The 25663-nt window shown below is 70.2% G+C and carries 23 protein-coding genes; 13 read left to right on the forward strand and 10 right to left on the reverse strand.

Annotation, left to right across the window (positions count from 1 at the left end):
* Window positions 1-166: 166 nt before the first annotated feature.
* The gene (locus ACFYR3_RS31395; protein WP_356780052.1) at window positions 167-1702 is read right to left on the reverse strand and encodes a cytosine permease; all 1536 of its coding nucleotides are present in this window, start codon (window positions 1700-1702) and stop codon (window positions 167-169) included.
* 100 nt (window positions 1703-1802) lie between these two features.
* Here ACFYR3_RS31395 and ACFYR3_RS31400 point away from each other — a divergent pair, with 100 nt between their 5' ends.
* Entirely contained in the window at window positions 1803-3263 is a 1461-nt protein-coding gene (locus tag ACFYR3_RS31400; protein WP_389285316.1) for a PucR family transcriptional regulator, read from the forward strand.
* An 87-nt stretch (window positions 3264-3350) separates the two neighbouring features.
* Here the strand turns inward: ACFYR3_RS31400 and ACFYR3_RS31405 are convergent, their stop codons facing one another.
* On the reverse strand, window positions 3351-3983 hold the full coding sequence (locus ACFYR3_RS31405; protein ID WP_356780056.1) for a TetR/AcrR family transcriptional regulator: 633 nt from the start codon (window positions 3981-3983) through the stop codon (window positions 3351-3353).
* A 61-nt stretch (window positions 3984-4044) separates the two neighbouring features.
* Between ACFYR3_RS31405 and ACFYR3_RS31410 the strand changes: the two genes are divergently transcribed.
* Both ACFYR3_RS31410 and ACFYR3_RS31415 read left to right on the forward strand, forming a co-directional pair.
* The gene (locus ACFYR3_RS31410) at window positions 4045-4923 is read left to right on the forward strand and encodes an ABC transporter ATP-binding protein (protein WP_389285317.1); all 879 of its coding nucleotides are present in this window, start codon (window positions 4045-4047) and stop codon (window positions 4921-4923) included.
* On the forward strand, window positions 4913-5671 hold the full coding sequence (locus ACFYR3_RS31415) for an ABC transporter permease (RefSeq protein ID WP_389285318.1): 759 nt from the start codon (window positions 4913-4915) through the stop codon (window positions 5669-5671). The genes ACFYR3_RS31410 and ACFYR3_RS31415 overlap by 11 nt, the downstream gene beginning before the upstream one ends.
* 75 nt (window positions 5672-5746) lie before the next feature.
* On the opposite strand, the gene ACFYR3_RS31420 is transcribed toward ACFYR3_RS31415, so the two are convergent.
* The gene (locus ACFYR3_RS31420; RefSeq protein WP_389285319.1) at window positions 5747-6340 is read right to left on the reverse strand and encodes a TetR/AcrR family transcriptional regulator; all 594 of its coding nucleotides are present in this window, start codon (window positions 6338-6340) and stop codon (window positions 5747-5749) included.
* 210 nt (window positions 6341-6550) lie between these two features.
* Here ACFYR3_RS31420 and ACFYR3_RS31425 point away from each other — a divergent pair, with 210 nt between their 5' ends.
* Complete coding sequence (locus ACFYR3_RS31425; RefSeq protein ID WP_389285320.1) at window positions 6551-7570, forward strand: aldo/keto reductase; 1020 nt, start codon at window positions 6551-6553, stop codon at window positions 7568-7570.
* Window positions 7571-7847: 277 nt separating this feature from the next.
* Window positions 7848-8300, forward strand: coding sequence for an iron chaperone (locus tag ACFYR3_RS31430; protein ID WP_389285321.1), 453 nt, complete (start codon window positions 7848-7850; stop codon window positions 8298-8300).
* A 195-nt stretch (window positions 8301-8495) separates the two neighbouring features.
* On the opposite strand, the gene ACFYR3_RS31435 is transcribed toward ACFYR3_RS31430, so the two are convergent.
* Window positions 8496-9914, reverse strand: a complete 1419-nt coding sequence (locus ACFYR3_RS31435; protein WP_389285322.1) for a DEAD/DEAH box helicase — start codon at window positions 9912-9914, stop codon at window positions 8496-8498.
* A gap of 323 nt (window positions 9915-10237) precedes the next feature.
* Between ACFYR3_RS31435 and ACFYR3_RS31440 the strand changes: the two genes are divergently transcribed.
* Window positions 10238-11875 (forward strand): sigma-70 family RNA polymerase sigma factor, encoded by a 1638-nt coding sequence (locus tag ACFYR3_RS31440; protein WP_389285323.1) that lies wholly within the window; start codon window positions 10238-10240, stop codon window positions 11873-11875.
* A gap of 92 nt (window positions 11876-11967) precedes the next feature.
* Here ACFYR3_RS31440 and ACFYR3_RS31445 read toward each other — a convergent pair whose 3' ends face one another.
* The gene (locus ACFYR3_RS31445; RefSeq protein WP_356780072.1) at window positions 11968-12564 is read right to left on the reverse strand and encodes a TetR/AcrR family transcriptional regulator; all 597 of its coding nucleotides are present in this window, start codon (window positions 12562-12564) and stop codon (window positions 11968-11970) included.
* Between the two features lie 242 nt (window positions 12565-12806).
* Here ACFYR3_RS31445 and ACFYR3_RS31450 point away from each other — a divergent pair, with 242 nt between their 5' ends.
* On the forward strand, window positions 12807-13421 hold the full coding sequence (locus ACFYR3_RS31450; RefSeq protein WP_389285324.1) for an ATP-binding protein: 615 nt from the start codon (window positions 12807-12809) through the stop codon (window positions 13419-13421).
* Between the two features lie 583 nt (window positions 13422-14004).
* Here ACFYR3_RS31450 and ACFYR3_RS31455 read toward each other — a convergent pair.
* A complete protein-coding gene (locus ACFYR3_RS31455; RefSeq protein ID WP_356780076.1) occupies window positions 14005-14970 on the reverse strand; it encodes an MHYT domain-containing protein in 966 nt (321 codons plus the stop codon).
* A 317-nt stretch (window positions 14971-15287) separates the two neighbouring features.
* Between ACFYR3_RS31455 and msrA the strand changes: the two genes are divergently transcribed.
* The gene (gene msrA, locus ACFYR3_RS31460) at window positions 15288-15800 is read left to right on the forward strand and encodes a peptide-methionine (S)-S-oxide reductase MsrA (protein WP_351864515.1); all 513 of its coding nucleotides are present in this window, start codon (window positions 15288-15290) and stop codon (window positions 15798-15800) included.
* Window positions 15801-16393: 593 nt separating this feature from the next.
* Here msrA and ACFYR3_RS31465 read toward each other — a convergent pair.
* On the reverse strand, window positions 16394-17824 hold the full coding sequence (locus tag ACFYR3_RS31465) for an MFS transporter (protein WP_389285325.1): 1431 nt from the start codon (window positions 17822-17824) through the stop codon (window positions 16394-16396).
* A gap of 172 nt (window positions 17825-17996) precedes the next feature.
* Between ACFYR3_RS31465 and ACFYR3_RS31470 the strand changes: the two genes are divergently transcribed.
* Window positions 17997-19007, forward strand: a complete 1011-nt coding sequence (locus ACFYR3_RS31470) for an Lrp/AsnC family transcriptional regulator (protein ID WP_389285326.1) — start codon at window positions 17997-17999, stop codon at window positions 19005-19007.
* A gap of 51 nt (window positions 19008-19058) precedes the next feature.
* On the opposite strand, the gene ACFYR3_RS31475 is transcribed toward ACFYR3_RS31470, so the two are convergent.
* Both ACFYR3_RS31475 and ACFYR3_RS31480 read right to left on the reverse strand, forming a co-directional pair.
* Window positions 19059-19490: an SRPBCC family protein gene (locus tag ACFYR3_RS31475; RefSeq protein WP_389285327.1), complete on the reverse strand. Its 432-nt coding sequence runs from the start codon at window positions 19488-19490 to the stop codon at window positions 19059-19061.
* A gap of 74 nt (window positions 19491-19564) precedes the next feature.
* Window positions 19565-20575, reverse strand: a complete 1011-nt coding sequence (locus tag ACFYR3_RS31480) for an aldo/keto reductase (RefSeq protein WP_355843221.1) — start codon at window positions 20573-20575, stop codon at window positions 19565-19567.
* A 140-nt stretch (window positions 20576-20715) separates the two neighbouring features.
* Here ACFYR3_RS31480 and ACFYR3_RS31485 point away from each other — a divergent pair, with 140 nt between their 5' ends.
* Window positions 20716-21615: a LysR substrate-binding domain-containing protein gene (locus ACFYR3_RS31485; protein ID WP_355843218.1), complete on the forward strand. Its 900-nt coding sequence runs from the start codon at window positions 20716-20718 to the stop codon at window positions 21613-21615.
* 58 nt (window positions 21616-21673) lie between these two features.
* Here the strand turns inward: ACFYR3_RS31485 and ACFYR3_RS31490 are convergent, their stop codons facing one another.
* Window positions 21674-22039, reverse strand: a complete 366-nt coding sequence (locus ACFYR3_RS31490) for a nuclear transport factor 2 family protein (protein ID WP_355843215.1) — start codon at window positions 22037-22039, stop codon at window positions 21674-21676.
* A gap of 255 nt (window positions 22040-22294) precedes the next feature.
* Between ACFYR3_RS31490 and ACFYR3_RS31495 the strand changes: the two genes are divergently transcribed.
* The 3 genes from ACFYR3_RS31495 to ACFYR3_RS31505 all read left to right on the forward strand — a co-directional run bounded on the left by ACFYR3_RS31495 (window position 22295) and on the right by ACFYR3_RS31505 (window position 25476).
* Window positions 22295-22606, forward strand: a complete 312-nt coding sequence (locus tag ACFYR3_RS31495) for a WhiB family transcriptional regulator (protein WP_355843212.1) — start codon at window positions 22295-22297, stop codon at window positions 22604-22606.
* Between the two features lie 290 nt (window positions 22607-22896).
* Window positions 22897-23160: a hypothetical protein gene (locus ACFYR3_RS31500; RefSeq protein WP_389285328.1), complete on the forward strand. Its 264-nt coding sequence runs from the start codon at window positions 22897-22899 to the stop codon at window positions 23158-23160.
* A gap of 729 nt (window positions 23161-23889) precedes the next feature.
* Entirely contained in the window at window positions 23890-25476 is a 1587-nt protein-coding gene (locus ACFYR3_RS31505; protein WP_355843206.1) for a peptidoglycan-binding protein, read from the forward strand.
* Window positions 25477-25663: the final 187 nt, after the last annotated feature.

Below are 25663 nucleotides of genomic sequence, written 5' to 3' on the forward strand. Positions count from 1 at the left end.
TGCTACGACCCCGCCATCCACCAAGCCAACGGCAAGGTCAGCGCAGCCGCTGAGGAACCCTTGGCGGCATAGAGGTTGACTCAGGAAACTCATGCGCGGCTCCTGGTCAGGGGCGCCCGGTGTTCAGGGCCGGACGCCCAGTCGGGGTGTCGGTGACGCCGAGGACTCAGAGAGCCGCGGCGGGCTCGGGGGTCTTCTCCTCGGTGCCACCGGTGATCGGTGCGATCTCGGCGTCGGACGCCCGGACGAAGCGGGGTCCGGCCGGACCGAACACGGCGCGCGGTTCGGGGAACAGGGCGAGTGAGGCGAGGTAGAGCACGACCGCCAGACCGAGCCCGACCGGCAGCGAGATGTCCGCGCCGCTCGCGAGGTTGCCCAGCGGGCCGACGAACTGGCCCGGCAGGTTGGTGAAGAGGAGAGCCACGACGGCGCTGATGACCCAGGTGCCCATGCCGCGCCAGTTCCAGCCGTGCGCGAACCAGTAGCGGCCACCGCGCTGACGCCGGTTGAAGACCTGCAGCGCCTCGGGGTCGTACCAGCCGCGCCGTGTGACGTAGCCGAGCGCCATGACGACCATCCACGGCGCGGTGCAGGTGATGATCAGCGTGGCGAAGGTGGAGATGGACTGCGTGAGGTTGAGCGCGAAGCGGCCGAGGAAGATGAATCCGATGGACAGGACACCGATGAAGAAGGTGGCCTGGACGCGGTTGAAGCGCGGGAAGACGCTGGCGAAGTCCAGCCCCGTTCCGTAGAGGGACGTCGTGCCGGTCGACAGGCCGCCGATCAGGGCGATCAGGCAGAGCGGCAGGAAGTACCAGCCGGGAGAGATTGCCAGCAGTCCGCCGACGTAGTTCGGGGCGGCCGGGTCGACGTACTTCGCGGCCTTCGTCGCGATGATCGACGCCGTGGCCAGGCCGAAGACGAAGGGCAGCAGGGTGGCGATCTGGGCGAGGAACGCGGCGCCCATCACGCGGCGGCGCGGGGTGTTCGCGGGGATGTAGCGGGACCAGTCACCGAGGAACGCGCCGAAGGAGACCGGGTTGGAGAGCACGATCAGCGCGGCGCCGATGAACGACGGCCAGAACAGCGCGTCGTGCGTCGAGGCGAAGGCGCCCGCGTAACCAGGGTCGAAGTCACCCGCGAAGGCGAAGGCACCGAGCACGAACAGGGCCGAGGCCGCCAGCACCGCGATCTTGTTGACCAGCAGCATGAAGCGGAAGCCGTAGATGCAGACGACGAGCACGAGTCCGCCGAAGATCGCGTACGCGATGCCGTAGGTGACGTCCGACTCGGGGACGTGCACGAGCCGATGGGCGCCACCGACGAGCGCGTCACCCGAGGACCACACCGAGATCGAGAAGAACGCGATGGCGGTGAGCAGGGAGAGGAAGGAGCCGACGACCCGACCGTGCACGCCCAGGTGCGCGGAGGAGGAGACCGCGTTGTTCGTGCCGTTGGCGGGGCCGAACAGTGCCATCGGGGCCAGCAGCAGCGCACCCGCGACCAGGCCGAGGACGGTCGCCGCGAGCCCCTGCCAGAAGGAGAGGCCGAAGAGGATCGGGAAGGCGCCCAGCACACAGGTCGCGAAGGTGTTGGCGCCGCCGAAGGCGAGCCGGAACAAGTCGATCGGCCGGGCCGTACGGTCCTCGTCCGGGATTCGCTCGACGCCATATGTCTCGATTTCGGTGACCGAGGTCGTCACGGGCCCTCCAATGTCTGTTAGTGCACCGTTCAAACGGTGGCCTCCACAGTGTGTGGCCCGCGGTGACCTGCGACAATGGTCTCCATCACAGATGCGTACGATGTCTTTTGTGGCCAGCGACAAACTCACCATCGGGCATCTGCTGTCCTCCCCTGCACTCCAGCTCTCGCTGAAGGCCGGCGGCGGGGGTCTGGAGCGGTCCGTGTCCTGGGCGCACGCCAGCGAGCTCGTCGACCCGACGCCGTGGCTCCTGGGAGCCGAGGTGATCATGACCGCGGGCCTGGCGATACCCCGTTCCGCCGCCGAACAGCGCGCGTACCTGGAGCGGCTGGACGACGCAGGGGCGTCCGGTCTCGCGCTCTCCGCGCAGCTGCACATGCCGCCGCTGCACGACGCGTTCTTCGAGGCGGCGGAGGAGCGGGGCTTCCCGGTCCTCGAGGTGCCGCTCGCGGTCCCCTTCATCGCGGTCGCCCAGGAGGTCGCGGCCGCGGCCCAGGAGGACTCCCGGCACCGGCTGGGTGCGCAGCTCCAGGTCTTCGGCGCGCTGCGCTGGCTGGTCACCGAGAACCTCGACACACCGACACTCCTGCGCCGCCTCGAAGGCCTGTCGGGCTACGACGTGTTCCTCTGCACACCCCAGGGCCGCCCGCTCCTGCCCGGAGTGCCCGTGCCGGATCCCGCCGTCCTGCCGGCGTCCGTCGACGCCCCGCCGACGATCCCCGGCGGATTCGTCCTCCCGGTGCCCGCGCCCGGCGGCCCCGCGGGCTTTCTCGTCGCGTACGAGCGTGCGGGCGCCCGGCCCGCGGGACTCGCAGTGGTCCAGCACATCGCCACCGTGGCGGCGCTGCGGTTGGCGATGGTCCGCAACCAACGCGAGACGCTGCGCCGCGAGGGAGCGGAGACGTTCGCCGAACTGCTGCAGGAGGTGCTCGACCCGGAGGCGGCGCGCCGCCGGCTCGCGCGGCACGCGATCGAGGGCGACACCGTTCTCCTCATCGTGCGCCGCACCACCGACGAGGTGCTGCTGCGCTGCCTGGAGGACCGGCCTCATCTGCTGCTCACCCGGGGCGAGGACCGTTACGTCCTCGGGGCACCGGAGCTGGCGGCGGCCGTCGGTGAGCTCCCGGCCGTGGCAGCCGGGGCCAGCCGCCCCTTCCTGCCGGGCGCCGCACTGAAGGTCGCCCAGCGCGAGGCGCTCTGGGCGGTGTCCAAAGCCGTCGAGTCCGGCCGTCCCGTCGTGCACTACGGCGACGACGGGGCGGGCCGCTGGCTGCCCGACGATCCCGCCGTCCTGACCGCGCTGGTCGAGCATGTGCTCGGCGACGTCCTGCGCTACGACGAGAGCCATGACTCGCGGCTGCTGGTCTCCGCCCGCACATGGATGGAGCGCGACCGCCGCACCGAGACGGCCGCGGCGGCGCTCCACATCCACCCCAACACGCTCGCCTACCGGCTCCGCCGCTTCGGCGCTCTCGCCGACCGCGATCTGACGTCGACGGGGGCCCTGGCCGAGGTCTGGCTGGCGATCCAGGCAGCGGGAGCGCTGGGCCTCACCGACTGACCGGGCCCCTGAGCGCCCGGGACCGGCCCCCTCCCGCTCCGGCACCCGCTCGTGGAACCCGGCGGCAACGCGCACCGGGTGCGCCGCTCACTCCCGTCGCCGCGCGGCGGCCTCGACCAGTCGCCGGATGTCGGCGAGATCGGCCTCGAACTCGGCGGTGAGGTCGACGGGCAGGTCCAGCCATGGCCCGAGCGCGCGGTGTCCGGGGAGTTCGCTGTCCGGGAGGTGACCGCGACGGCTGCGCGGGTCGAGGTCACCGGGGGTGAAGCGCCCCGCGGCCTCGGAGGCGGCGAATCCGATGACGAACGTGCTGATCAGGCGTTCCAGCCGGGGAACCTCGGGTGCGGGAACCCCGGCTTCGATGAGGGCGGTGTAGATGATGTCGACCGCTCGCACGGCGTCCGGAGTGACAGCGGGCCGAGAGAAGAGCAGGTGTGCGGCCCAGGGGTGCTGCTGGGTCACCTTTCGGCAGGCGTGCGCGAGGGCGTCGAGCCGTGCGTCCCAGGCCTGATCCACGGCCGGCTCCGGCGGCAGCAGCGCAGCGAGGAGACGCCCGACCATGCCGTCCAACAGCGCCGCCTTGTCCTTGACGTGCCGGTACAACGCCATCGGCGTCACGCCGACGCGATCCGCCACCGTGCGCATCGAGACCGCGTCGACGCCGTGCTCGTCGGCGATGGCCAGTGCCGCGTCCAGGATCTCTTCCCGCCTGCCACTCATGGGTCTACAGTGTATACGTGTACGGCGTATACGTGCACGGCGTAGACCTGGTGGAGGATGGATGCTGATCGCAGAGGGACTGGTGAAGCGCTACGGCCTGTGTCGCGCGCTCGACGGGTTCGACCTGACCGTCCCGGCCGGGGAGATTGTGGGCCTGATCGGTCACAACGGTGCCGGCAAGACCACTTTCGTCGAGATCGTCGCCGGTCTCGTACGTCCCGACGCGGGCCGGATCAGCATCGCGACGCTCGACGCGCGGCTTGCCCGCCGGGCCGCACGGCGGTTCCTGGGCGTGGCTCCGCAGGAGCTCGGCCTGTACGGCACTGCCACCGTTCGGGAGAACGTGCGGCTGTTCGCGGGACTGGCGGGGCTGAGGGGACGGCGCCGGGACGTGGAGATCGCCCAGGTCCTGGAGGAGCTTCTCCTGACAGCCGTGGCGGACCGGCGCGTAGGTGCCTTGTCCGGTGGTCAGCGCCGCCGGGTCCAGGCGGCCACCGCCCTGGTCGGCTCACCGCCGCTCCTGTTGTTGGACGAGCCGACCGCCGGAGCCGATCCGGAAACCCGCTCGGCCCTGCTGAGCGCCGTCAGGGCTCGGGCGGAAGCGGGCGCCGCCGTCGTCTACACGACCCACTACCTGCCGGAACTCGTCGATCTCGACGCCACGCTGGCCCTCGCGCGGGCCGGGCGGATCAACGCGCGCGGCACCCAGGAAGAGCTCACCCGCCACCTGCCCGGCGAACTCAGGGTCACGTTCGCCGACCCGGCCGAACCCGAGCTGCGCCGGCCGACCACGGACCCCGGTGCCGATCTGGCGGCCCTGCTCGCGTCCGGTCGTACACCCGTGTCCGTCGACGTACGCCGCCCCGGCCTGGACGACCTCTACCGGTCCATGGCGATCGCGGCGACCGAGGCGGGGACGGAGGTCCGTGATGCCGCGTGAGTCCGCCGGGCGCCTGGGCGTGCTGGTGCGCCACAACGTGCTGCTGATGGCGCGCGAACCCGGCCCGGTACTGAGCCGGATGATCCTGCCGCTCGTCTTCGTCACGCTGCTGCGCCCGCTCTATGTGGCCGGGCAGGGCCGTAGGGCCGGCACGGAACAAGCGGTCGTCGGCACGCTGGTCACCTTCTCGCTGCTCGCCCTCGGCATCTGCGGCAGCGCGATCCTGACCGAACGGCTCGGCCGCACCTGGGACCGCCTGCGCGGAACCGCTCTGCATCCCGCGGAGCTGCTCGCCGGGAAGGCCGTCCCGGTCTTCGTGGTCCTGCTCGCCCAGCAGTTCCTGATCGTCGGCTTCGGCGTGTGCGTCTTCGGCCTGCGTGTTCCGCACCCGTTCCTGCTGCTGGGTGTTCTGCTCAGCTGGAGCTGCACGCTGCTCGGACTCGGCACGCTGCTCGGCGTGCTGGTGCGCAGCATGGGTGCGCTCTCGGCCGCCTACGACATCGGCGGCATGCTGCTGAGCAGTGTCGGGGGCGCACTCGTCCCGCTCGCCGCACTGCCGGTGTGGGTCTCGGACGTGGCCCCGGCCTCGCCCGGCTACTGGGCCGCTCACGGCATGCGCGCCGCTCTCTCCGGTGACACGTCCACCGCGGCGACGGCCTGCGCCACGCTCCTCGGCGTGGCCGTGGTCTGCGGCTCCGTGGCCTCGGTCCGGCTGCGGGGCCGCAGTGGTCGGCTGGTGGCGCTGTAGCTGATCGACTCCTTGAACTCCCCTGTCTGGATGGGGAGTTCAAGTTGACCCGAGGGGATCGGGTCGGGCGGGCGGTCAACGGGGTTGGCGCAGGCCCGCGATGAGGAGCTCGACCAGGCGTCGTGCGTCGTAGCGGGGGTCGTTGTGGGCGCCGATGCAGAGGTTGCCGATGCCGCGCATCAGTTCGTACGCCGTCAGGCCGGGTCGGATCTCACCGGAGTCGGCCGCGGCGTCGAGGAGTTGGGCGCACACCGGGAGGAGGCGGTCGAGGAAGTAGGTGTGCAGGGTGTCGAAGGCTGTGTTGTCGGGCTGGAGTACGGCGGCGAGTCCGTGCTTGGTGACGAGGAAGTCGACGAAGAGGTCGATCCATTGGGCCAGCGCGGCATGAGGGGACGCGCAGTCCCTCAGCAGGGCCGGTCCCGCCTCGGCGCAGGCTTCGACCTGGTGCCGGTAGACGGCGACGATGAGGTCCGCCCGTGTCGGGAAGTGCCGGTAGATCGTGGCCGTTCCGACGCCGGCCCGGGCCGCGATGCCGCGTACGGGCGCTTCCACGCCTGACGTGGCGAAGACCGCGGCGGCCGCGTCGAGCAGCGTCTCCTGGTTGCGCCGGGCGTCGGCCCGTCTGGGCCGGGCGGCCTGCCTGGCGGTGGTCTCGTCGCTGTCGCTCATCGTGCCCTTCTCTCCGTTCTCGCCGTCACCGGGACTCTCGCCGCGATCGGGACGTCAAACGGAACATCGTTCCGTATCGCCTTGCTAAGCGGGACGGTGTTCCGTATCGTCAAACGGGACGGCGTCCCGTTTGTTCATGATGGCAGATCGGGGACCCGACAACCAATCCGCGCTGCCACCACGCTGCGCCCGCAATGGAGGAGACAGGTCATGCAGTACCGCACCTTGGGCCGCACCGGTGTGCAGGTCAGCACTCTCGCGCTCGGCGCGATGAACTTCGGCAGGATCGGGCGTACCACCCAGGACGAGGCCACCGCCATCGTCGACGCAGCCCTCGACGGCGGGATCAACCTCATCGACACCGCCGACATGTACGGCGACGGCGAGTCGGAGGAGATGGTCGGCAAGGCCATCGCCGGCCGCCGCGACGACATCGTGCTGGCCACGAAGGCGGCCATGCCCATGGGCGACGAGCGCAACCATCGGGGTGCTTCGCGCCGCTGGCTGGTCACCGAACTGGACAACAGCCTGCGCCGGCTCGGTGTCGACCACGTCGACCTCTACCAGATCCACCGCTGGGACCCGAGCACCAGCGACGAGGAGACCCTGTCGGCCCTGACCGACCTGCAACGCGCGGGAAAGATCCGCGCCTTCGGCTCCTCGACCTTCCCCGCCCACCGCATCGTGCAGGCCCAATGGGCCGCCCGCGAAAATCACTTGAGGCCCTACGTCACCGAACAGCCCAGCTACTCGATCCTGCAACGGGGGATCGAGACCCATGTCCTGCCCGTGACCGAGGAGTACGGGCTCGGTGTCCTCGTGTGGAGTCCGCTGGCCTCGGGCTGGCTGTCGGGCGCCGTCCGTGCGGGCCGGGAGATCACCACCAGCCGCTCAAAGTTCATGCCACAACGCTTCGACACCACCATCCCCGCCAACCGGGCCAGGCTCGACGCCGTCGAGAAATTGGCCGAAGTCGCCGACGGGGCCGGCCTCACCATGATCCAGCTCGCGCTCGGCTTCGTGACGGCGCATCCCGCCGTCACGAGCGCGCTCGTCGGCCCCCGCACGACGGACCACCTGGACGCGCAGCTCGCCGCGGCCGACACCGTGCTCCCAGCCGACGTACTCGACGCGATCGACGCGATCGTCGCCCCAGGCACGGACCTCGCCGCCCACGAAAAGTTCGACACTCCGCCCGCGCTCCTCGACCCGTCACTGCGACGCCGCTGACCGTCCGGAGACCGGACCTCCCATCCGCGCCGGCAGCTCCCGAGACCGCGGGAATCGCGCGGGTGCCCGACGAGGGACTGCTCCTTCTCCATCCCGCCGGTGCGCCCCCGTCGGCGTCGCCGGTGCCGAAAGGATCTGCGACCCCATGCCGCACACACCCTGGCCCAGTTTCGGAATCATGACCGCTCCCTCGCAGGTCGACTACCACGACGTCCTACGGGTCTGGCGCGAGGCGGACCAAGATTCCGTCCATCGGATCCTCAAGGGGAGCTCTGTCATGAGCAGCACGGAAAGCGGTAAGCACGAGGGATTCACGGCCGAGGAGCGGGCCGCGATGAAGGACCATGCCCAGGAGCTGAAGAAGGAGGCCCGCCGCAGCTCGCGCGCGGACAAGGCGGCCGAGGCCGAGCGGGATGTCCTCGCGAAGATCGCGGAGATGCAGGACTCCGACCGGATCATGGCCGAGCGCGTCCATGCCGTCATCACAGCAGGTGCTCCGGTCCTCGCGCCGAAGCTCTGGTACGGCATGCCCGCCTACGCGCTGGACGGGAAGGTCGTCTGCTTCTTCCAGTGCGCGGAGAAGTTCAAGGCGCGTTACGCGACCCTCGGGTTCAGCGATCAGGCGAAGCTGGACGAGGGCACGATGTGGTCCACCGCGTTCGCCCTGACCGAGTTGACGGCCGAGGCGGAGGCGCGGATCAGCGCGCTCGTGAAGCAGGCGGTGAGCTGAGGCGCACGCGGAGGCGCGTCACCGTGCCGGCCGGGTCCGGGGCGCCCCGGTCCGCGGCCGGGGCGTCGGCCAAGCTGACGCCCCGGGCCTTTTCGTACCCATCCGCGGTTGGTCACACCTGGGCGGACGCCTCGACGATGCCCGCCCGCGAGCGCCGCGGATCCCGACGTGGGCCCAGGACGGTTCCGGCCGACGTCAGCGGCTCTTGCGTACCCGGGCCGCCGCACGGGCCTCCGCGGCCTTTCGGGCGTCCGCCGTCTTGCGCGACTCCTTCGCGGCGCGCCCCGGATGGGTGCCGATGCCGCGGAAGGGCGCGTTGCCGGTGCTGGTCTTCGGCCCGGTCGGCGGGCGCTTGGCCCCGGTGATGTCGGTCAGTGCCGCCTCGCCCGAGCGCACCTGTGTGACGGTCGGCCGGATGCCGGCGTCGGACATCAGCCGGTTCACATCGCGCCGCTGGTTGGGCGTGACCAGGGTGACCACGCTCCCGGACTCCCCGGCGCGCGCCGTGCGCCCGCCCCGGTGCAGGTAGTCCTTGGCGTCGGCGGGCGGGTCGACATTGACGACGAGGTCGAGGGCTTCGATGTGAATGCCCCGGGCGGCGACGTTGGTGGCCACCAGCACGTTGATCTCGCCGTTCTTGAACTGGGCGAGCGTGTGCATGCGCTGCGGCTGCGACTTCCCACTGTGCAGGGCGGAGGCCCGAATGCCGCTGCCACGCAGATGACGGGTGAACTGGTCCACGCCGGCCTTGGTGTCCAGGAACATCAGCACCCGGCCGTCCCGGGCGGCGATCTCGGTCGCCGTCGCGTACTTGTCGGCGGCGTGAATGGTCAGCACGTGGTGTTCCATCGTGGTGACCGAGCCCGCCACCCGGTCGACGGAGGCGAGAACCGGGTCGTGAAGGTAGTTCTGTACGAGCTGGTCGACGTTGCGGTCGAGCGTGGCCGAGAAGAGCAGCCGCTGGCCGTCGGCCGGGATCTGGTCAAGGAGCTCCGAGACCTGCGGCAGGAAGCCCAGATCGCACATCTGGTCCGCCTCGTCCAGCACCGTGATCCGCACGTGGTTCAGGACGCAGTCCCTGCGTGACACCAGGTCGGTCAGCCGCCCCGGCGTCGCGATGAGCACTTCGACGCCGGTCCGCAGGAGCGCCTGCTGTCGGTTGATCGACAGGCCACCCACCACCGTCGCCAGTCGCACATTCAAGGTCTGCGCGTACGGTTCCAGCGCGTCGCTCACCTGCTGGGCGAGCTCCCGGGTCGGTACCAGAACCAGCGCCAGCGGCCGCTTCGACTCGGCCCGGCGGCCTGCCGTGCGGGCGAGCAGGGCCAGTCCGAACGCCAGCGTCTTGCCGGAACCGGTCTTTGCCCGGCCGAGGACGTCGTGCCCGGCCAGCGCGTTGGGCAGCGTCGCGGCCTGGATCGGGAAGGGCTCCGTCACCCCGAGGCCGGTCATCTTGTTCACCAACTCCGGCGGCAGGCCCAGTGCGTCGAACGACGCGGCCGGCGGCAGGTCGGTGGACGGGGGCTGTGGTGTCGAGATGTCGCCCTCCGGCGCTGTCGTCGGCCGGCGCTCGCCGGCATCGGAGAGTCCAGGGGCCGGCGGCTTCGCGTTCATGGGGAACCTTCCTCAGTCTGACGCCCGGAACGCCCCGGGGCCCGTACCTCTTGGCACGGGCCCCGGCGACTTCGAAGCGTGCGCCCATTTTACCAGCGGGCACACGGGCGCCCGCCGGTCCGGTGGTCGGCGCCCGTCGGTCCGGTGAAAGGGGACGGGCGGGTCCGGAGACGGACCCCCATGTGACCTACGACCTTGCGATCGGCGGGCCGGTGTGGCCAGTCTCTCCGCGACGAGTCTCCGAAGAACTGTTATCAGGGGTTCCGCGGGCGGTCTCCCATGCAACGGCAGCATGGCTCGGAGTCGAGGACGGGGAAGTTTTCATGAGGAGACAGCACGCGGTGGAGCCGGCGGCACTGGTGACTGCCGCCCGAGGGGGCGACTCGGCGGCTCAGGACGCCCTGGTCAGCGCGTTTCTCCCGTTGGTCTACAACATCGTCGGGCGCGCCCTGAACGGCTCCGTCGATGTCGACGACGTCGTTCAGAACACCATGCTCCGCGCCCTGGACGGCCTGGACGGATTGCGTACTCCGGAGAGCTTCCGCTCCTGGCTCGTCGCGATCGCGATGAACCAGGTCCGGGCGCACTGGCGGGACCGGCAGCTCGCCCCTGGCGCCGTGGAGGAGGCCGAGGACCTCGCGGACCCCGGCGCGGACTTCGCGGACCTGACCATGATGCGGCTCCAGCTCTCCGGCCAGCGCCGGGAGACCGCGCTGGCGACCCGCTGGCTCGAACCCGACGACCGAAGCGTGCTCTCGCTGTGGTGGCTGGAATGCGCCGGCGAACTGACCCGGACCGAGGTGTCCGAGGCCCTGGAGCTGTCGCCGCAGCACACCGCGGTCCAAGTGCAGCGGATGAAGGCGCAGTTGGAGACGGCCCGCGTGGTGGTACGGGCCCTCGACGCGCGCCCGCCCTGCGGGGAGCTGCGTGGTGTCCTCGCCTCCTGGAACGGCCGGCCCTCGGCGCTGTGGCGCAAGCGAATCGCCCGGCACGCCCGCGACTGTGTCCGCTGCTCCGGCCTGTGGAGCGGACTGGTGCCCGCGGAGGGGCTGCTGGCCGGCCTGGCGCTGATCGCCGTAGCACCTGGGCTGATCGCGGCACTGCGGACCGCCCGCGGCGGGATGGCCGCCACAGGCTCGGTGTCACAGACCGCGGCCGTCGCGGGCCACGGAGCAGCGGACTCGGCGGGCGCCGGGCATCGTGCGCCCGGCGGCAGAGCGGCCTCACGCGGCGAGGCTCGCCGACGCCGACGGGTCCGGCGCCGGGCCCTGGGCGGCGTGCTCGTGGCGGCCTGTGTGGCGGGCGGCGGCCTCTGGTACCTCGGTGTCGGGCCCGGAACACGAACCGATGGCGCGGCCCCCTCGCGGACCGCGGGCGACCCCGTCATGGACCTCTCGGCACCCGGCGCCACCGGCACTTCTTCCCCGGCCACCGCCACGGCATCTCCGTCCCCGTCGGTGTCCGGGTCGGAAACGGCAAGGCCGAAAGCCTCCAAGACACCCCGCCCCGCCGAGCCGAGTGCGTCGGCAGCCGCGTCCTCGGCTCGGCCGACCCGGCGGGTGTCCGCCGTACCCCAGGCGCAGTCGGCCCCGACGACCACCGTGGCGCAGGTGGTCGTGCTGGTGAACAAGGAGCGCGCGGCCGCCGGTTGCGGTCCTCTCACGGAGGACACGCAGCTGGAGGAGGCCGCCCGGGCCCACTCCGACGACATGGCCGCCCGCGACTTCTTCGACCACACCAATCCCGGCCAGCGCATCACCGCCGCCGGCTACCGCTGGTCCACGTACGGCGAGAACATAGCCATGGGCCAGCAGACCCCGCAGGCGGTGATGGACTCCTGGATGAACAGCCCGGGGCACCGCGCGAACATCCTCAACCGTTCGTTCAAGAACATAGGCGTGGGTGTCCACAAGGGGTCGGGCGGCCCGTGGTGGACGCAGGACTTCGGGGCGAAGCCGTGACGCCGGGTGGTCCTTCTCGAACGGGAAATTCGCTGGTCACGGTTTTGCCGGACGCTCCTCGGGGCCGGAGATGGCTCGGGTCAGGACCCGCCTCAGCTGACGTGCCAGCCGGGTTCGAGGCGGTCGAGGAGAGCGTGGAAGGCCGCGTCGGTCCGGTCCCGGTCGTCCTCGGCCAGGGAGGCGATGACCAGGCCGAAGGTCGCGTCGACCAGCAGGGTGGCCTCCGTTCGGGCTCGGACCTCCGTCATGCCGAGGTCGCGGAAGGCGGAGGTGAGCAGGTCCGTCCACTCGGTCAGCGTGTCGTGCATGACAGGCCCGTACCGGTCGGAGTGGATCAGGCTGGCGGCCATGATCTCGACGTAGAGGCGGAGCGCGGGTCGCAGGCCGGGTGCGCGGAACTGCTGCCAGGTCTCCTCCATGAAACGGCGGACTCCCGCCGGGTCCCGGGTGGAGTCCGTCGCTTCGAGCATGTCCCGGGCCCGCAGGAGCGGTCGCCTCTCGTCGAGGGCGAGCGCCTCGGCGACCATGCCTTCCTTGGTCCCGAAGTAGTACAGGAGCATGCGGTCGCTGGTACCCAGCGCTCGGGCGAGAGGGCGCAGGGACAGGTCGGCGAGGCCGTTGCGAATCAAATACGCGCGGACCCGGTTGATCAGATCGAGTCGCTTGGCCTGGTCGGGCGGCCGTGACATGGGGGCTCCCCACAGGGGTAGGGGCGTGGCTACGGTGTGGTTACGTGACACCGAACACATCCCATATGTCCGGATGGGTACTCTTGGAAAGAATTCTTACCGTAGCGAGTGCTACATGTATATTTGTTATCGTGACGGGCGTTACGTGAACGCGTGATCTGGCACATGCCCGGACCGGTCGTCGACGGGTCCGCGCCGCTCCGGCAGTCGGGTCGCCAGCAGTGCGGAAGGGACTGATTTCCATGGCCCCGGGGGCCATCGACCTCCCGGCGATATCTCGCCGGGGGCGCTTTGCCCGGCTCTACCGTCGGCCTGAGGGATCGGGGCGCAAAGACGCCGCGAAACGCGATCAGGAGCAGGAGAAGGACGGATCCGCGGAGGCCGCACCCACCTCGTGGCTCGCCCGGAACCGGGCCCTCTGGTCGCGCGCGCTGGAACCCATTCGGCCGTTCGACGCACCCCGCGCCCGTGTCACCCCCTGGGACGCCTCCTGGCCCTTGTCACGGGAGCTGACCTCGGCCCGCCGGGCCCGCCGCCTGGTGACGGCCCAGCTGGACGAGTGGAGCCTGGAAGACCTGGCCGACACCGCCGAACTCCTGGTCAGCGAACTGGTCACCAACGCCCTGTGCCACACGCGCGGCCCGCTGCGGCTCAACTTGTGCGTGCGCGGCGACCGCTTGCTGTGCGAGGTCGAGGACACGGAACCGGCCCGCCCCGTACGCCGCGAGGCCGACGCCGACGCGGAAGGCGGACGCGGTACCGAACTGCTCGACCTGCTCGCCGAGAGCTGGGGCAGCACGTGTACGCCCACCGGCAAGACCATGTGGTTCGAGATGCCGACACAGACCCCGTCGTAATTCCTGCTGTGCCGTCCCCGGCGAGAATCGAACTGCCGCGACCGGCCCCGCTCCCGACCTCCTGCCGCGCCTCTCCTGCTGTGACCGCTCCAGCCCCGTCGGTCGGGTGGCGGGCAGCGACCGCCTAACGCCGACGTTTCCGCCGCCGCGAGAACAAGGCGCCGAGAGCCGCCACGGCCGTCCCGAGCAGCAGCCCACCCCAGGGCGCGCCCTCGAGCGGGCGGTGGCGGACCCATGCGTACGCGACGAGGCCGAGGCCCCCTCCCAGGAGGAAGAAGGCCCCGCCGCGCAGCGCGAACCACCATCTGGAGGGCTCTGTAGTTAAAGATCTCGTTGAAGTCACGACGAGGAGTATCCCCGTACGAGCCCAAGGCACACCGAATTCGACGACCACCTCGGCGGCTCCGCTCCGGTGTACCCGGCGACGAGCCGGTCGGACTGCTCGGGTACGGGTACGGCCGCACCGCTTGCCCGGCACGCTCGGCCGGGTGCCACGCCGAACCGTCCGTCAGATGCGGCGATGGCCCGGCAGGAGCGCGAGGTCGAACGCGCCGGCCGGGCCATCGACTCGGAAGGGACGGGACTACTCCGCCTCGTACCGGGCTCCGTAGGAGTCACCGGCTCCCGCGTCGCTGTACTGGGAGGCGCGCCCATCGTTGGCGGGCCACGGGGTCGATGACGACGGCCAGCCGTCGGCCTGCCGGCTGGGTGCCGTCGGCGCAGGCGAGTCCTCGATGCCGGGCACCTGCACCGGAATCCGGGTTCCGCGTGCCACGACCGTGGAGCGTCCCTGGGGCGACTTGTTCCACTCGCCGGCTCCGAGGATCAGGACCGGGTCGAACATGACGATGGCCGCGGCGAGGATGAGGAAGATGATCGGGCCCAGAAGCATCGGCAGCAGGAGCGAGGTGCCCTCCTGGCCGCCGACGGCCTGTTGCATACCGTTGTGGAGGTGGACGCTTACGGCGGCCATGCCCGTGTAGTGCATGCCGGTGACAGCCAGGCCCATGACGAGGCTGGCGCCGAGGGTGCGAAGGAAGCCCTGCACGGAGACCGCGGCCCACAGCGCGGCGGTCGCCGCGACGAGGGCGATGACCACGGACAGGGTCACGGTGAACGCGTTGTAGCGGAGGTCTCCGTCGAGCTGCATCGCGAACATGCCGAGGTAGTGCATCATCGCGACACCGAGGCCGGTGATGCTGCCGCCCACGGTGAGGGCGGTTCGCGTGGCGCCGCGGTGCCCGACGATGAACACGCCCGCGGAGACCATCACGATCGCCACGACCAGACTGAGCACGGTCAACGGGACGTCGTAAGTTATGGGCGTCTCCGCCACGGAAAAGCCGGTCATGGCGATGAAGTGCATCGTCCAGATGCCACAGCCGAGAGCGCTGGCTCCCAGTGCGAGCCAACCCAGCCGCCAGCCGGGCTCGTGGTGCACCGTCCGCACCACACAGCGCAGCCCCAACGCCGAGCCCACACAGGCCATGACGTAGGCGGCCACCGGTGTGACCAGCCCGTAGCTGAAGCCGTCGATCGTGCCGTTCATCCGCTCCCTAACGCTTTTCTGCTGACATAGCAAGGACATTGAGCCCTTTTCCTGGTAGCGATAGCAAATTCTCACGCCGATGTTGATTGAAACTTGCAGGATTGTTATCGGTGCCGTGCGGGCGTCCGTCCCGGCCGGTCGGGACGGGGTTCGAGCTCTCTCACGTCCCAGGGGCCGGACCGGGAATTTCGACCGGCCCTTTCGGCTTTGTGCAGTTCGGTGCCACGTTGCTGCGACGGCGGGGGAGGCGGACGCCGGGAGCGCGTTCGGTGGCGCCTGTGCGAGTCCGAAGAAGACGAGGAAGAAGGGTGCGTGCGATGAGCCGGAACGAGGAGAAGGCGCTGCTGGCGGGCGGCTGCTTCTGGGGCGTGCAGGATCTGATCAGGACGTTTCCGGGCGTGCTGGACACACGGGTGGGATACAGCGGTGGCGACGTGGCCAACGCGACGTATCGCAACCATGGCACGCATGCCGAGGCGATCGAGATCACGTTCGATCCCACGAAGACCGACTACCGGACGATCCTGGAGTACTTCTTCCAGATCCATGACCCGTCGACGAAGAACCGGCAGGGCAACGACATCGGTCTCAGCTACCGGTCCGCCATCTTCTACGTCGACGACGAGCAGAAGCGTGTCGCCGAGGAGACCATCGCGGATGTCGACGCCTCCGGGCTGTGGCCCGGGAAGGTCGTGACCGAGGTGGCGCCGGCCGGTCCGTTCTGGGAGGCGGAGCCGGAGCACCAGGACTACCTCCAGCGCTACCCCGACGGCTACACCTGCCACTTCGTACGTCCGAACTGGCGGCTGCCGAGGCGCGCGGAATCCTGAGCCGGCGGCTCCGACGGACCTGACGGACTTGACGGCTCTGACGGCTCTGACGGCCCTGACGGACCTGCGGCCTGCGCCGCCACGGGGCGGTGGTGTCGCGCCTGCGCCGGTCGCGGTCGGGCCGCCATGAGCCCGTGCCGGTGGGGGCGGGACACCCGCAGACATGCCGGAGTGGGCGGGAGTCCCGCAGACATGCCGGAGTGGGCGGGAGTCCCGCAGCCGTGCCGGTGGGAGCGGGTGTCCCGCAGCCTGCCGGTTGCGGGCGGGCTCCCCGCGCGTCTGCACCGGCTGCGGGCCGGTGCCTAGCGCGGTTGTGCCGGTTGTGGGCGGGTGTCCCGCGCGTGTGCGCCGGCTGCGGGCCGGTGCCCCGCGCGGCTGGGCGGGTTGCGGGGCCGGTGCCTCACGCGTGTGCCGGCTGCGGGCGCGGGTTTTTCGTTCGCACGCCGCTGTTGCCGGCCGGGCCGTTCTCACGCAGTGGTGGCGGCCCGGCCGGTCGTCCGTGACTGCTCCCGGCTGCCCACGCCGTTCGCGGGTCGGCGGCGGGGCCGCGGCAGTTGGCCGTCGGTCGGCGGCGGGGCCGCGGCAGTTGGCCGTCAGCGGGCGGCAGGGCGTGCGGTCATGACCATGGCCGCCACCGCCGTCGCGGTCAGGATCACCGCCGTGGCCCCCAACGCGTGCTGGGCCGCGCCGCGCGCGTCGCCGGCCGTCTCCAGATAGATGCCGCCGATGACCGCGACACCGAGTGTGCCGCCGAGTTGCTGTACGGCGTTGAGCAGGCCCGCGGCCGAACCGGTCTCCTGTGGGCCGACTCCGCCGAGCGCCGTACTGAAGAACGGCGGGGTGAACAGGCCCGTGCCCAGCCCGGCGACGGCGAGCGCGGCCGGCAGCGCGGCCGGATAGCTGCCGCTGTCCGTACCGCGGTACGCGAGGACGGCGGCTGCCAGGCCGATCGCGAGGACCGCGATGCCGGTGTGCATGACGCGCGTTCCGTACCGCGTGACCAGATGCGTGCCGGCCGCCCAGGAGCCGATCGCGAGTCCGGCGGACCACGGCAGCAGGGTGAGTCCCGCGGTGAGCGGGCCGTCGTGCAGGCCGAGTTCGAGGTGCAGGACGACGGTGATCATGACGCCGTTCATGACGGCGAAGAACAGGGTCGACGTGGCGAGCGCGGCGGGAAACGCCCGGCCGCGCAGCAGAGCCGGCTCGATCAGCGGGGCGTGGCCGCGACGGCCGGTGCGGCGCTGATGGACGACGAACACCCCCAGAACCACGGCTCCCGCGACGGCGACGGCCCACCTCGCGGGCCCGGGGCTGCCCGAGGCCAGCGGGCCTACGACCAGAGCGGTGCCGAGCATGGCGAGGACGGTGCCGGCCGGGTCGAGGCGAGGCCGTGTCGGCGCGCGGTCCTCGGTCAGGTACGGGGACGCGGCCAGGACCGCGACGGTCGGCGGGAGGTTGACGAGGAACACCGCGCGCCACGAGGAGCCGAACAGGTCGGCATGGGTCAGGACGCCGCCGAGAACCGGGCCGAGGACCGCGGACAGGCCCATGACCGGACCGATCATGCCGAGAGCCCGGGTGAGTTCGTCGCCGTCGTACATGGCGCGGATCAGTCCGAAGGTCTGCGGAATGATCGCGGCCGCCGCCGCACCCTGCACAGCACGCAGCGCGATCAGTGTCGCGGCGCCCGGAGCGAGCGCGCAGGCCAGGGAGGTGGCGGCGAACACGACGACGCCGACGCGGAAGACCCGCCTGCGGCCGGCGATGTCGCCGAGCCGGGCGCCGGTCAGCAGGCCGAGGGCGAACGCGAGGGTATAGGCGGCGCTGAACCACGGGATCGTGCCCCGTGCCCCGCCGAGGTCGGTGTGGATGACCGGGCCGGCGACCTGGACGATCGTGGCGTCGAGGAGGTTCATCGCCTCGGCGGTCAGCACCGCGGCCAGAGCGAGCCCACGGCGGCCGGAGGACGGTGGGGCGACGGTGGGCCGGCCGGGGCCGACGGCGTGTTTCGTGGTGCGGGACATGGGTCTCCCCCCGGGAACTGCACGGGTGCGTCGGTGGTGACCGGGCCGTGGACGAGACAGCCGCCGCACGGCAGTCGGCCGGTGACCACCGTGCCGCCCACCCTCCACGCACTTCCATTTTTTCAACGGCCATCGGTGATTACTTCCATCGTGGTCGGCTAATTTGGTGAGTGTGCTCGTACTGGATGAGCTGGACCGGGGTTTGATCCACGCCCTGCATGTGGACGCGCGGGCGCCGTTCACCCTCGTCGCCGACATCCTCGGTTCCTCGACGCAGACAGTGGTCCGCCGCTACCGCCGGCTGTACGCGCAGGCGGGGCTGCGCGTGGTCGCTCTGCCCAAGCCCCGCAGCTCCGGCACGCACCAGTGGTTCGTACGGCTGACCGCCGCGACGCGGAGCGCGCACGACATCGCGCTGGCGCTCGCCCGGCGCCCCGACACCTCCTGGGTACGACTGACCTCCGGAGGCACGGAGATCGTCGCGATCATCCACACCGCGCCCGCGGGTCCGGACGCGCACGCGTTGCTGCTGCGCGACATCCCCCGCACCGCCGGGATCACAGCCGTGTCGGCGCACTACCTGCTGCACACCTATCTGGGTGGGCCGACGGCGTGGCGCGGCCGGGTCGACGCCCTGGACGCGGACCAGGAGGCGCGGCTGCGCGCCGAGACCGGCACGACGAGCGCGCCGAACACCGCGAACCCCACTGACCTGGCAGCCTCCGACGACCCCGCCCACCTCCTCACGGACGCGGACCGCCTGCTGCTGTCCGCGCTGCGCGAGGACGCGCGCCTCAGCTACGCGGAACTGGCCACCGTCACCGGCACCAGCGCGTCCACCGCCGCCCGTCGACTGGCCGAACTGCGGGCACGCGGCGCGCTGTTCTTCGACATCGACATCGATCCGGGGCTGCTGGGCGTGACGGTGTCCGCGCTGCTGTGGATGCAGGTGGCCCCCGCACACCTGGATACGGTGGCGACGGCGCTGGCCCGTCACGACGAACTCGCGGTGGTCGCGGCGACGACCGGCCCGACGAACCTCGTCGCCCACGCGCTGTGCCGTGACGCGGAGGCGCTGCACCACTACCTGACGCGGCGGGTGGCCTGGGACGCCGTCACGAGGATCGAGACGGCGCCGGTACTGCGCACCTACAAGGCGGCGGCGACACTGCGCGCGGGCTGACTCCGGCGCCGAAACGGCGGGCGGACGGATGCGCGTGGGCGCTGCCCGGATCTAGACCGAGGCGGGGGGCGGGGTGAGGGTGTGGATCAGCGCGGTCAGGCCCTGTGTGTAGATGCCGTGGAACAGGGTGATGGCGTCGTCGTCGCTGATGCCGTCGGGCGTGAAGGTGCCGGACCATTCCACGCGGGCCGTGTCCTGGCGGGGCGTCTCGTGCACGCTGAGCGTGGAGCGGTATCCGGTGACGGGGAACGGGGCCTGCAGGATCGAGTAGCTGTAGGTTCGGGCCTCGTTGTCGAAGGCTTCGAGCCGCTCGATGATCACGTCGCCCTCCTCGTTCACCAGACGGCGCCGGCGTCCGCCGTCGCCGAGTTCGCTGGCGGGAATGTAGGGGAGCCAGTCGGGCAGCGAGTGGAAGCCGCCGATGAGCTGCCAGACGCGGTCGGGTGACGCGGCGATGTCGATGGATGCGGTGGTCGTGGCCACGGGATTCTCCTGGGAGTGTGCGGGGTGACGAGGGCCGGGCGGCGGTGACGAGGGCCGGGCGGCGGGGACGGGGGTCAGGCGGCGGGGACGGGGGCGTCCTGCGCCATCAGCCGCTCGTCGCGCAGGTCGGTCCAGAACGCGGCCGGGATCCGCTCGCCGAGAGCGGCGACGTCCTCGGCGATGCGACTGGGCCTGGTGGCACCGGGGATCGCGGCCGCCGTCGCCGGATGGGCGAGGGAGAACTGCAGCGCGGCGGACTTGATACCGACTCCGTGCCGCTCGGCGAGCGCCTTGATCCTTTCGACCTTGTCCACGATGTGCGCGGGCGCCTTCTGGTACTCGAAGTGGGTACCTCCGGCGAGGATGCCCGAGCTGTACGGGCCGCCGACCACGATGTCGACGTCCTGCGCGGCGGCGGCCGGCAGCAGCCGCTGCAGGGCCCGGTCGTGGTCGAGAAGCGTGTAGCGGCCCGCGAGGAGGAACGCGTCGGGCTTCGGCTCGTCCAGGTCCAGGGTGAGCTCCAGGGGTTCCACGCGGTTGACGCCAAGGCCCCAGGCCTTGATCACCCCTTCCTCGCGCAACTTCTGCAGCACTCGGAAGGCGCCCGTGCGGGCATTCTCGTAGGAGGCCAGCCACTCGTCCCCGTAGAAGTCCTGCGCGACGTCGTGCACCCACACAATGTCGAGTCGGTCGGTCCGCAGCCGCTTGAGACTGTCCTCGATCGAGCGCAGGGTGGCATCGGCGGTGTAGTCGTTGACCATCTTGTTCGGGCGCCCGTGTTCGAACAGGCCAACCTTCTCGCCGAGGTCGCGGGCGGTCGGGTCCTCGATCTCGTCGAGGACGACGCGGCCGACCTTCGTGCTGAGGACGAACTCCTCGCGCGGATGCTGTGCCAGGACGTCGCCGAGCCGGATCTCGGAGAGGCCCGCGCCGTAGAAGGGAGCGGTGTCGAAGTAGCGGATGCCCTGGTCCCAGGCCGCCTCTACGGTGGCCGCGGCCTCCTCGTCGGGGATGGCGCGGAACATGTTGCCGAGCGGCGCGGTGCCGAAGCCGAGTGCGCCGGGCAGGAGGGACTTGATGCTCATGAAGGAGTCCTCGTGATGGTGGTTCGGACGGATACATTGCCGAATGCGCGATCCGTCGGGCTTGCGTGGTCGAGGCTAGGATCCCTACATGAGACTGTCCAAGACTTGCTTGGACATAGTTGAGTCCTCCGAGGTCCTACATGCTTGACCTGCGTCAACTTCGCTATTTCGTCGCCGTCGCCGAGGCCGAGCACGTCGGCCGCGCCGCCGAGCGCCTGCACATCTCCCAGTCGCCCCTCAGCCGGCAGATCGCCCAGCTCGAGAAGAACCTGGGGCTCACCCTCTTCGAACGCAGTCAGCAACGCATCCGGCTGACTTCCGACGGCCGGGTGTTCCTGATCGAGGCGCAGGCTCTGCTGCGCCACGCCGACCGGCTGGAGAACCTCGGCCGACGGCTCGGCCGCGGGGAGGAGGGCGGCCTGTGCATCGGATACGTGGCCGATGCCATGCATACGGGTGTCCTGCCCTCGGCCCTGCGCACCCTGCGCGATCAGCGCCCGGGAATCCACGTGGCGCTGTACGACCAGGAGTCGGCCGAGCAGTTCGAGGGCCTGCGCCAGCGCAGCCTGGACATCGCGTTGGTGCGCACGCCGCCGCCCGAGGACGACCCGGACCTGGACGCGGCGTCATTGCTGCGGGACCCGCTGTTGCTCGCGCTGCCCGAAAAGCATCCCCTCGCCCTGACGGAGGAGTTGACGCCCGAGGTACTCGACGGGCAGCCGTGGATCGCGGTGGGCGACGCCCAGGATCCGGTGTGGCGTGACACGTTCGTCGCGTCCTGTGTCGCCTCCGGCTTCACGCCGGACATCCGTCTCGACGCGGCCGACCCCCTCACCGCGCTGGGTCTGGTCGCGTCCGGTCTGGGTCTCGCGCTCATCCAGAAGAGCATGCTGCGCGGCACCTCCGAAGGCGTCGCGGTACGCGAACTGCCCTGGTACGAAGGGTCCGTTCAGTTGTGGGCCGCCTGGCACCGGGTTGATCTGCGGCCGGTGGTGGCCGCGTTCCGTGAAACGGTGCTCGCGGACCGGGCCACGCCGTGAGCGGAGGCAGCGGCCCGCGCGCAGGCACAGAGGGCTCGGCAGGCCGCCCCCGACGACCTCAGAGGTAGTCGTTCTGCTTGAGCTCGATCACCCACGCGCGGCGTTCGCAGATCTTCCCGTCGCGCATGCGGAACACCTCGGCCATCGACATGCGCATCACCTCTCCCGTGTCACGCATCACCGTTCCGGTGAGTTCGGCCATGACCACGTCGTCCTCCTCGACCATGCGTACCACCTCCAGCTGGGGAGGCGAGACGAAGCCGGGGCCCTCGATGGCGGCGTCGTACGCCTCCTTTCCGGTCAGATGGAAGCCGCCGAAGACCGTCCACTCGATGTCATCGGTCAGGCAACTCAGGATCTGTGCGTGATCGTTCTTGCGGAAGCCGTCCAGATAGGTCTCGACGGTCTGCTTGTTCCGGGACATGGCTCCTACTTTCGCGCGAGGGGAAGGGTGCGAGGACGGCTGCATCGCTCTCCGGAGGTCCTGAACCGGACCGTAGACCGTTGAGGTACCTCCATAGCGCTGCTGGGTGCGGGAGGCAAGCGGCGCTCACTCGAAGGTGTGGTCCGTACGGCAGATAGAGTGACGGTCCCCGAAAGGCGTAGTGTCATATGCCTGTTGCCCAGGGCAGGTGGGTAACTCGCAGGCGGGGGCCAGGGGAGAGGACGGCATCACGAGATGACGAGCACCGACTGGAGCGACCGAGGATTGTGCCGCACGGCCGATCCTGACGACCTGTTCGTCGAGGGCGCCGCGCAGAACCGGGCCAAAATACTGTGCATCGGCTGCCCCGTGCTCACCGAGTGCCTCGCCTATGCGCTGGACCATCGCATCGAGCACGGCGTTTGGGGAGGTATGACCGAGCGCGAGCGCCGGGCCCTGCTGCGCCGCCGTCCGACGGTCACCTCCTGGCTGCACCTCCTGGAAACGGCCCGAGTGGAGCACGAACGCACCCACGACGCCACGGCTGTCGCGCACAGGGCGAGCTGAGCTCTGCGCACATCCGCACACACAAGGCTCCGGCGAACCCATGACCGGCGCGGCTCGCCTCGTCACCACGCTTGCCGCCCCCTTCCCTTCTCCCGGGCGGACGCCGCCCCAGTAGTGGAGGCCCACGCCAACGGGCGACGACGGCTGGTGCAGCGCTTCGGGTCGGGCCGACCGGGCTCGTTCATGTCGCCGCCGTTAGGGGACCAGGTACTCGTCCTTGAGGCAGGGGCGGACGGCTGCCTCCTCAAGGCTTGCGGCCTGCGGGAGTTGACGGACGAGCGGACCTGACCGTGTCAATCGACGCGCACCTGAGCCACGACGGCAACCCTGGCAGCGGCTACATACAGTGGCGCGACAAGGCCGCTTGGGAGAACATCCTCGTCGACCCGGGCCGGCAGGAGCGCTGGGACCTGTTGCTCGTCGACGTCGACGAGCCGGGCCCGCGCAAGTCCGGGTACGCCCGGCTGCTGGAGCCGCTGCTGCCTCATCTGGCCCCAGGGCGCGCCGGTGTTCGCCCACGACGTGGGACACCCGGTCCTTCGCCTGGGATCTGAGCCGGGACGCCTGACCAGGCGGAGAACACGTCCCCATGGTCCGACTCCGGCCCTGGGCAACGGTGCTGGGCCCGAGGGCCGTCGACGCCACCCACGCACGACGAGGGCCAAAGGCGAGCACGCCATGTCATGGCTGCCCTCAAAGCGCCATGAATCATCCGCAATATCCGCTACGAATCCTCCGCGATCTCCGCCGCGGCACCGCACGCATTGCCGACCTCGGCCAGGCGATCTTCACCGCCCGCTCGGCCCGCACAAAATGAGGTTGGAAACGGCTCAATGAGACAGACCGCTGAAATAGAGCAAATTCTCAAAGGCTGTCACGCATGTGTTTTTATCGGCCGTCACTGGCGATTAAATCCAGCCAGTTGTGTGGCGCGACATTGTGCGCACGGGCGTGAACTGTCACCGTCGTGCGCGGAATGACAGCCCGATCATGACCCTTCGACGGCCTCAACTACGTTGCTGTGTAAGGCCGTTGGTTCGCAAATGCGCCGACTCGGCCAAAATGCCAATTTCTCCTCCATTTACCGGATCCAGGCCTGAGGCAGCCGTGTGCCGGGCGGGCGACACCTTCCATGAGCGACAAATCCCAGCACTGTGCGGTTTCGGTCGGCCAACCAGTCCGACGGTAATCCGCAGATCCATCGAAGGAGATGTTTCGCAGTCATGAGAAAGAGTTCATTTCGCGTTCACGCCGACAAAGCGCGCATCCGGGAGCGGGGCATCATGACCGCGAGACCGGGGTGGAGGGTCCGCATCGGGGTTTTCGCCGCCACGACGGCGCTTCTCTCGGCCGGCACCCTGCTCGGTGCCAATCCGGCGTCGGCGGCGCCCGCGGCGATCAAGCTGACCTCCTCGTCCTGTCCCGGCGTGATCCTGCAGGGCCAGGTGAGCGGCTGCGTCACGGAGTTGCAGAACCTGCTCAACGCCCACGGCGCCGGTCTGGTGGTGGACGGCAACTTCGGGGCGAACACGCTCTACGCGGTGCGCGAGTACCAGTCCTCCGTCGCGATCGCCGTGGACGGGCAGGTGGGCCCCCAGACCAAGAGCAAGCTGTACGCGACCGGGGGCTCGGCGCCCGCACCGATCAATCTCATGTCGTCGTCGTGCCCGGCGAACGTCGTCCAGGGCAACAAGGGCGGCTGTGTCACCGAACTGCAGCGCCTGCTCCGCCACTTCGGCTACGCGATCGACGTGGACGGCGATTTCGGACCGGCGACGGACAGCGCGGTCCGAAGTTTCCAGTCCGCGAACGGCCTGTCGGTCGACGGTCAGGTCGGCACGAACACCAAGCGGGAGCTCTACAACACCGACGAATCGCCGTCGACGGCTTTGGACCTGCGATCGGCGTCCTGCCCGTCGAACATCGTGGAGGGACAGAGCGGCGGTTGCGTCGCGACGCTGCAGGCCCTGCTCAACGGCAAGGGCCAACATCTTGATGTGGACGGCCAGTTCGGGCCCCTGACCCTGACTGCCGTGAAGTCGTTCCAGTCCGCGGCGGGCCTTTCCGTCGATGGCGAGGTCGGCCCGAACACCAAGACCGCCCTGTACGCGAACATCAGCACGGGCGGCGGCAGTGGCGCACCGGCGCCGATCAACCTGAACTCCGGCTCGTGCCCGAGCAACATCGTGAAGGGCCAGAAGAGCGGCTGCGTCACCGAGTTGCAGAGCCTGCTCAACCACCACGGCGCCGATCTCGCCGTCGACGGCGACTTCGGGCCGATGACCGACAGCGCGGTGCGGGACTTCCAGGCCGAGAAGGGCCTGTCGGTCGACGGCCAGGTGGGCCCGAACACCAAGGCCGCTCTGTACGGCGCGGTCACCCCGCCGTCGTCGCCCCCGCCCGGCGGCGGGTACAGCAAGATCCTCGATGTGGCCGCGGCCGAGGTCGGCACGGTCGAGGGCAGCGCTCGGGCGAACAGCTACGGGTCGGCCGTGGGCTTGTCGCTGTCCACCAGCAACTACGCCTGGTGCGCGACCTTCGTGAGCTGGGTGGCCAAGCAGACCGGAGCCTCCTCGTACCGCAACACCTACGTCTCGGGCTGGGTCAAGCAGGCTCGGGCCGGTAACTACCATCTGTCGGTGACGACGAACCCGCAGCCGGGCGACATCGTGGCCTTCGACTGGAACGGCGGCAACGACTACACCGGCGGGCATGAACACATAGGCATCGTGAGAACGGTGAGCGGCGGCTCCAGCTTCACCACCGTCGAAGGCAACACGGGCAACCCCAATGGCGGTTCGGACGGCGTCTACGTCAAGACCCGCGGTACGAACAGCGGATACGACGTGCTGTTCATCCGAGTCCGCTGACTGGTGTGTCGGTTGACCGGATGACCGGCTGACCAACTGATCAGGTGCCTGGCCGAGAGTGTTCGTCCGGGCCGTTTCATCCCCGGTCCGGAGTGCGAGCCCGTGATGCCGGGTCCCGCAGTCAGAGGCGGCCTCGTCGGCGCGGCGGCCGGCCGTGATCCATCAGTCACCACCCGATGGATCACGG

Source organism: Streptomyces sp. NPDC005784 (genome assembly GCF_042871525.1).
In the GTDB taxonomy this organism is placed as follows: Bacteria; Actinomycetota; Actinomycetes; order Streptomycetales; family Streptomycetaceae; genus Streptomyces.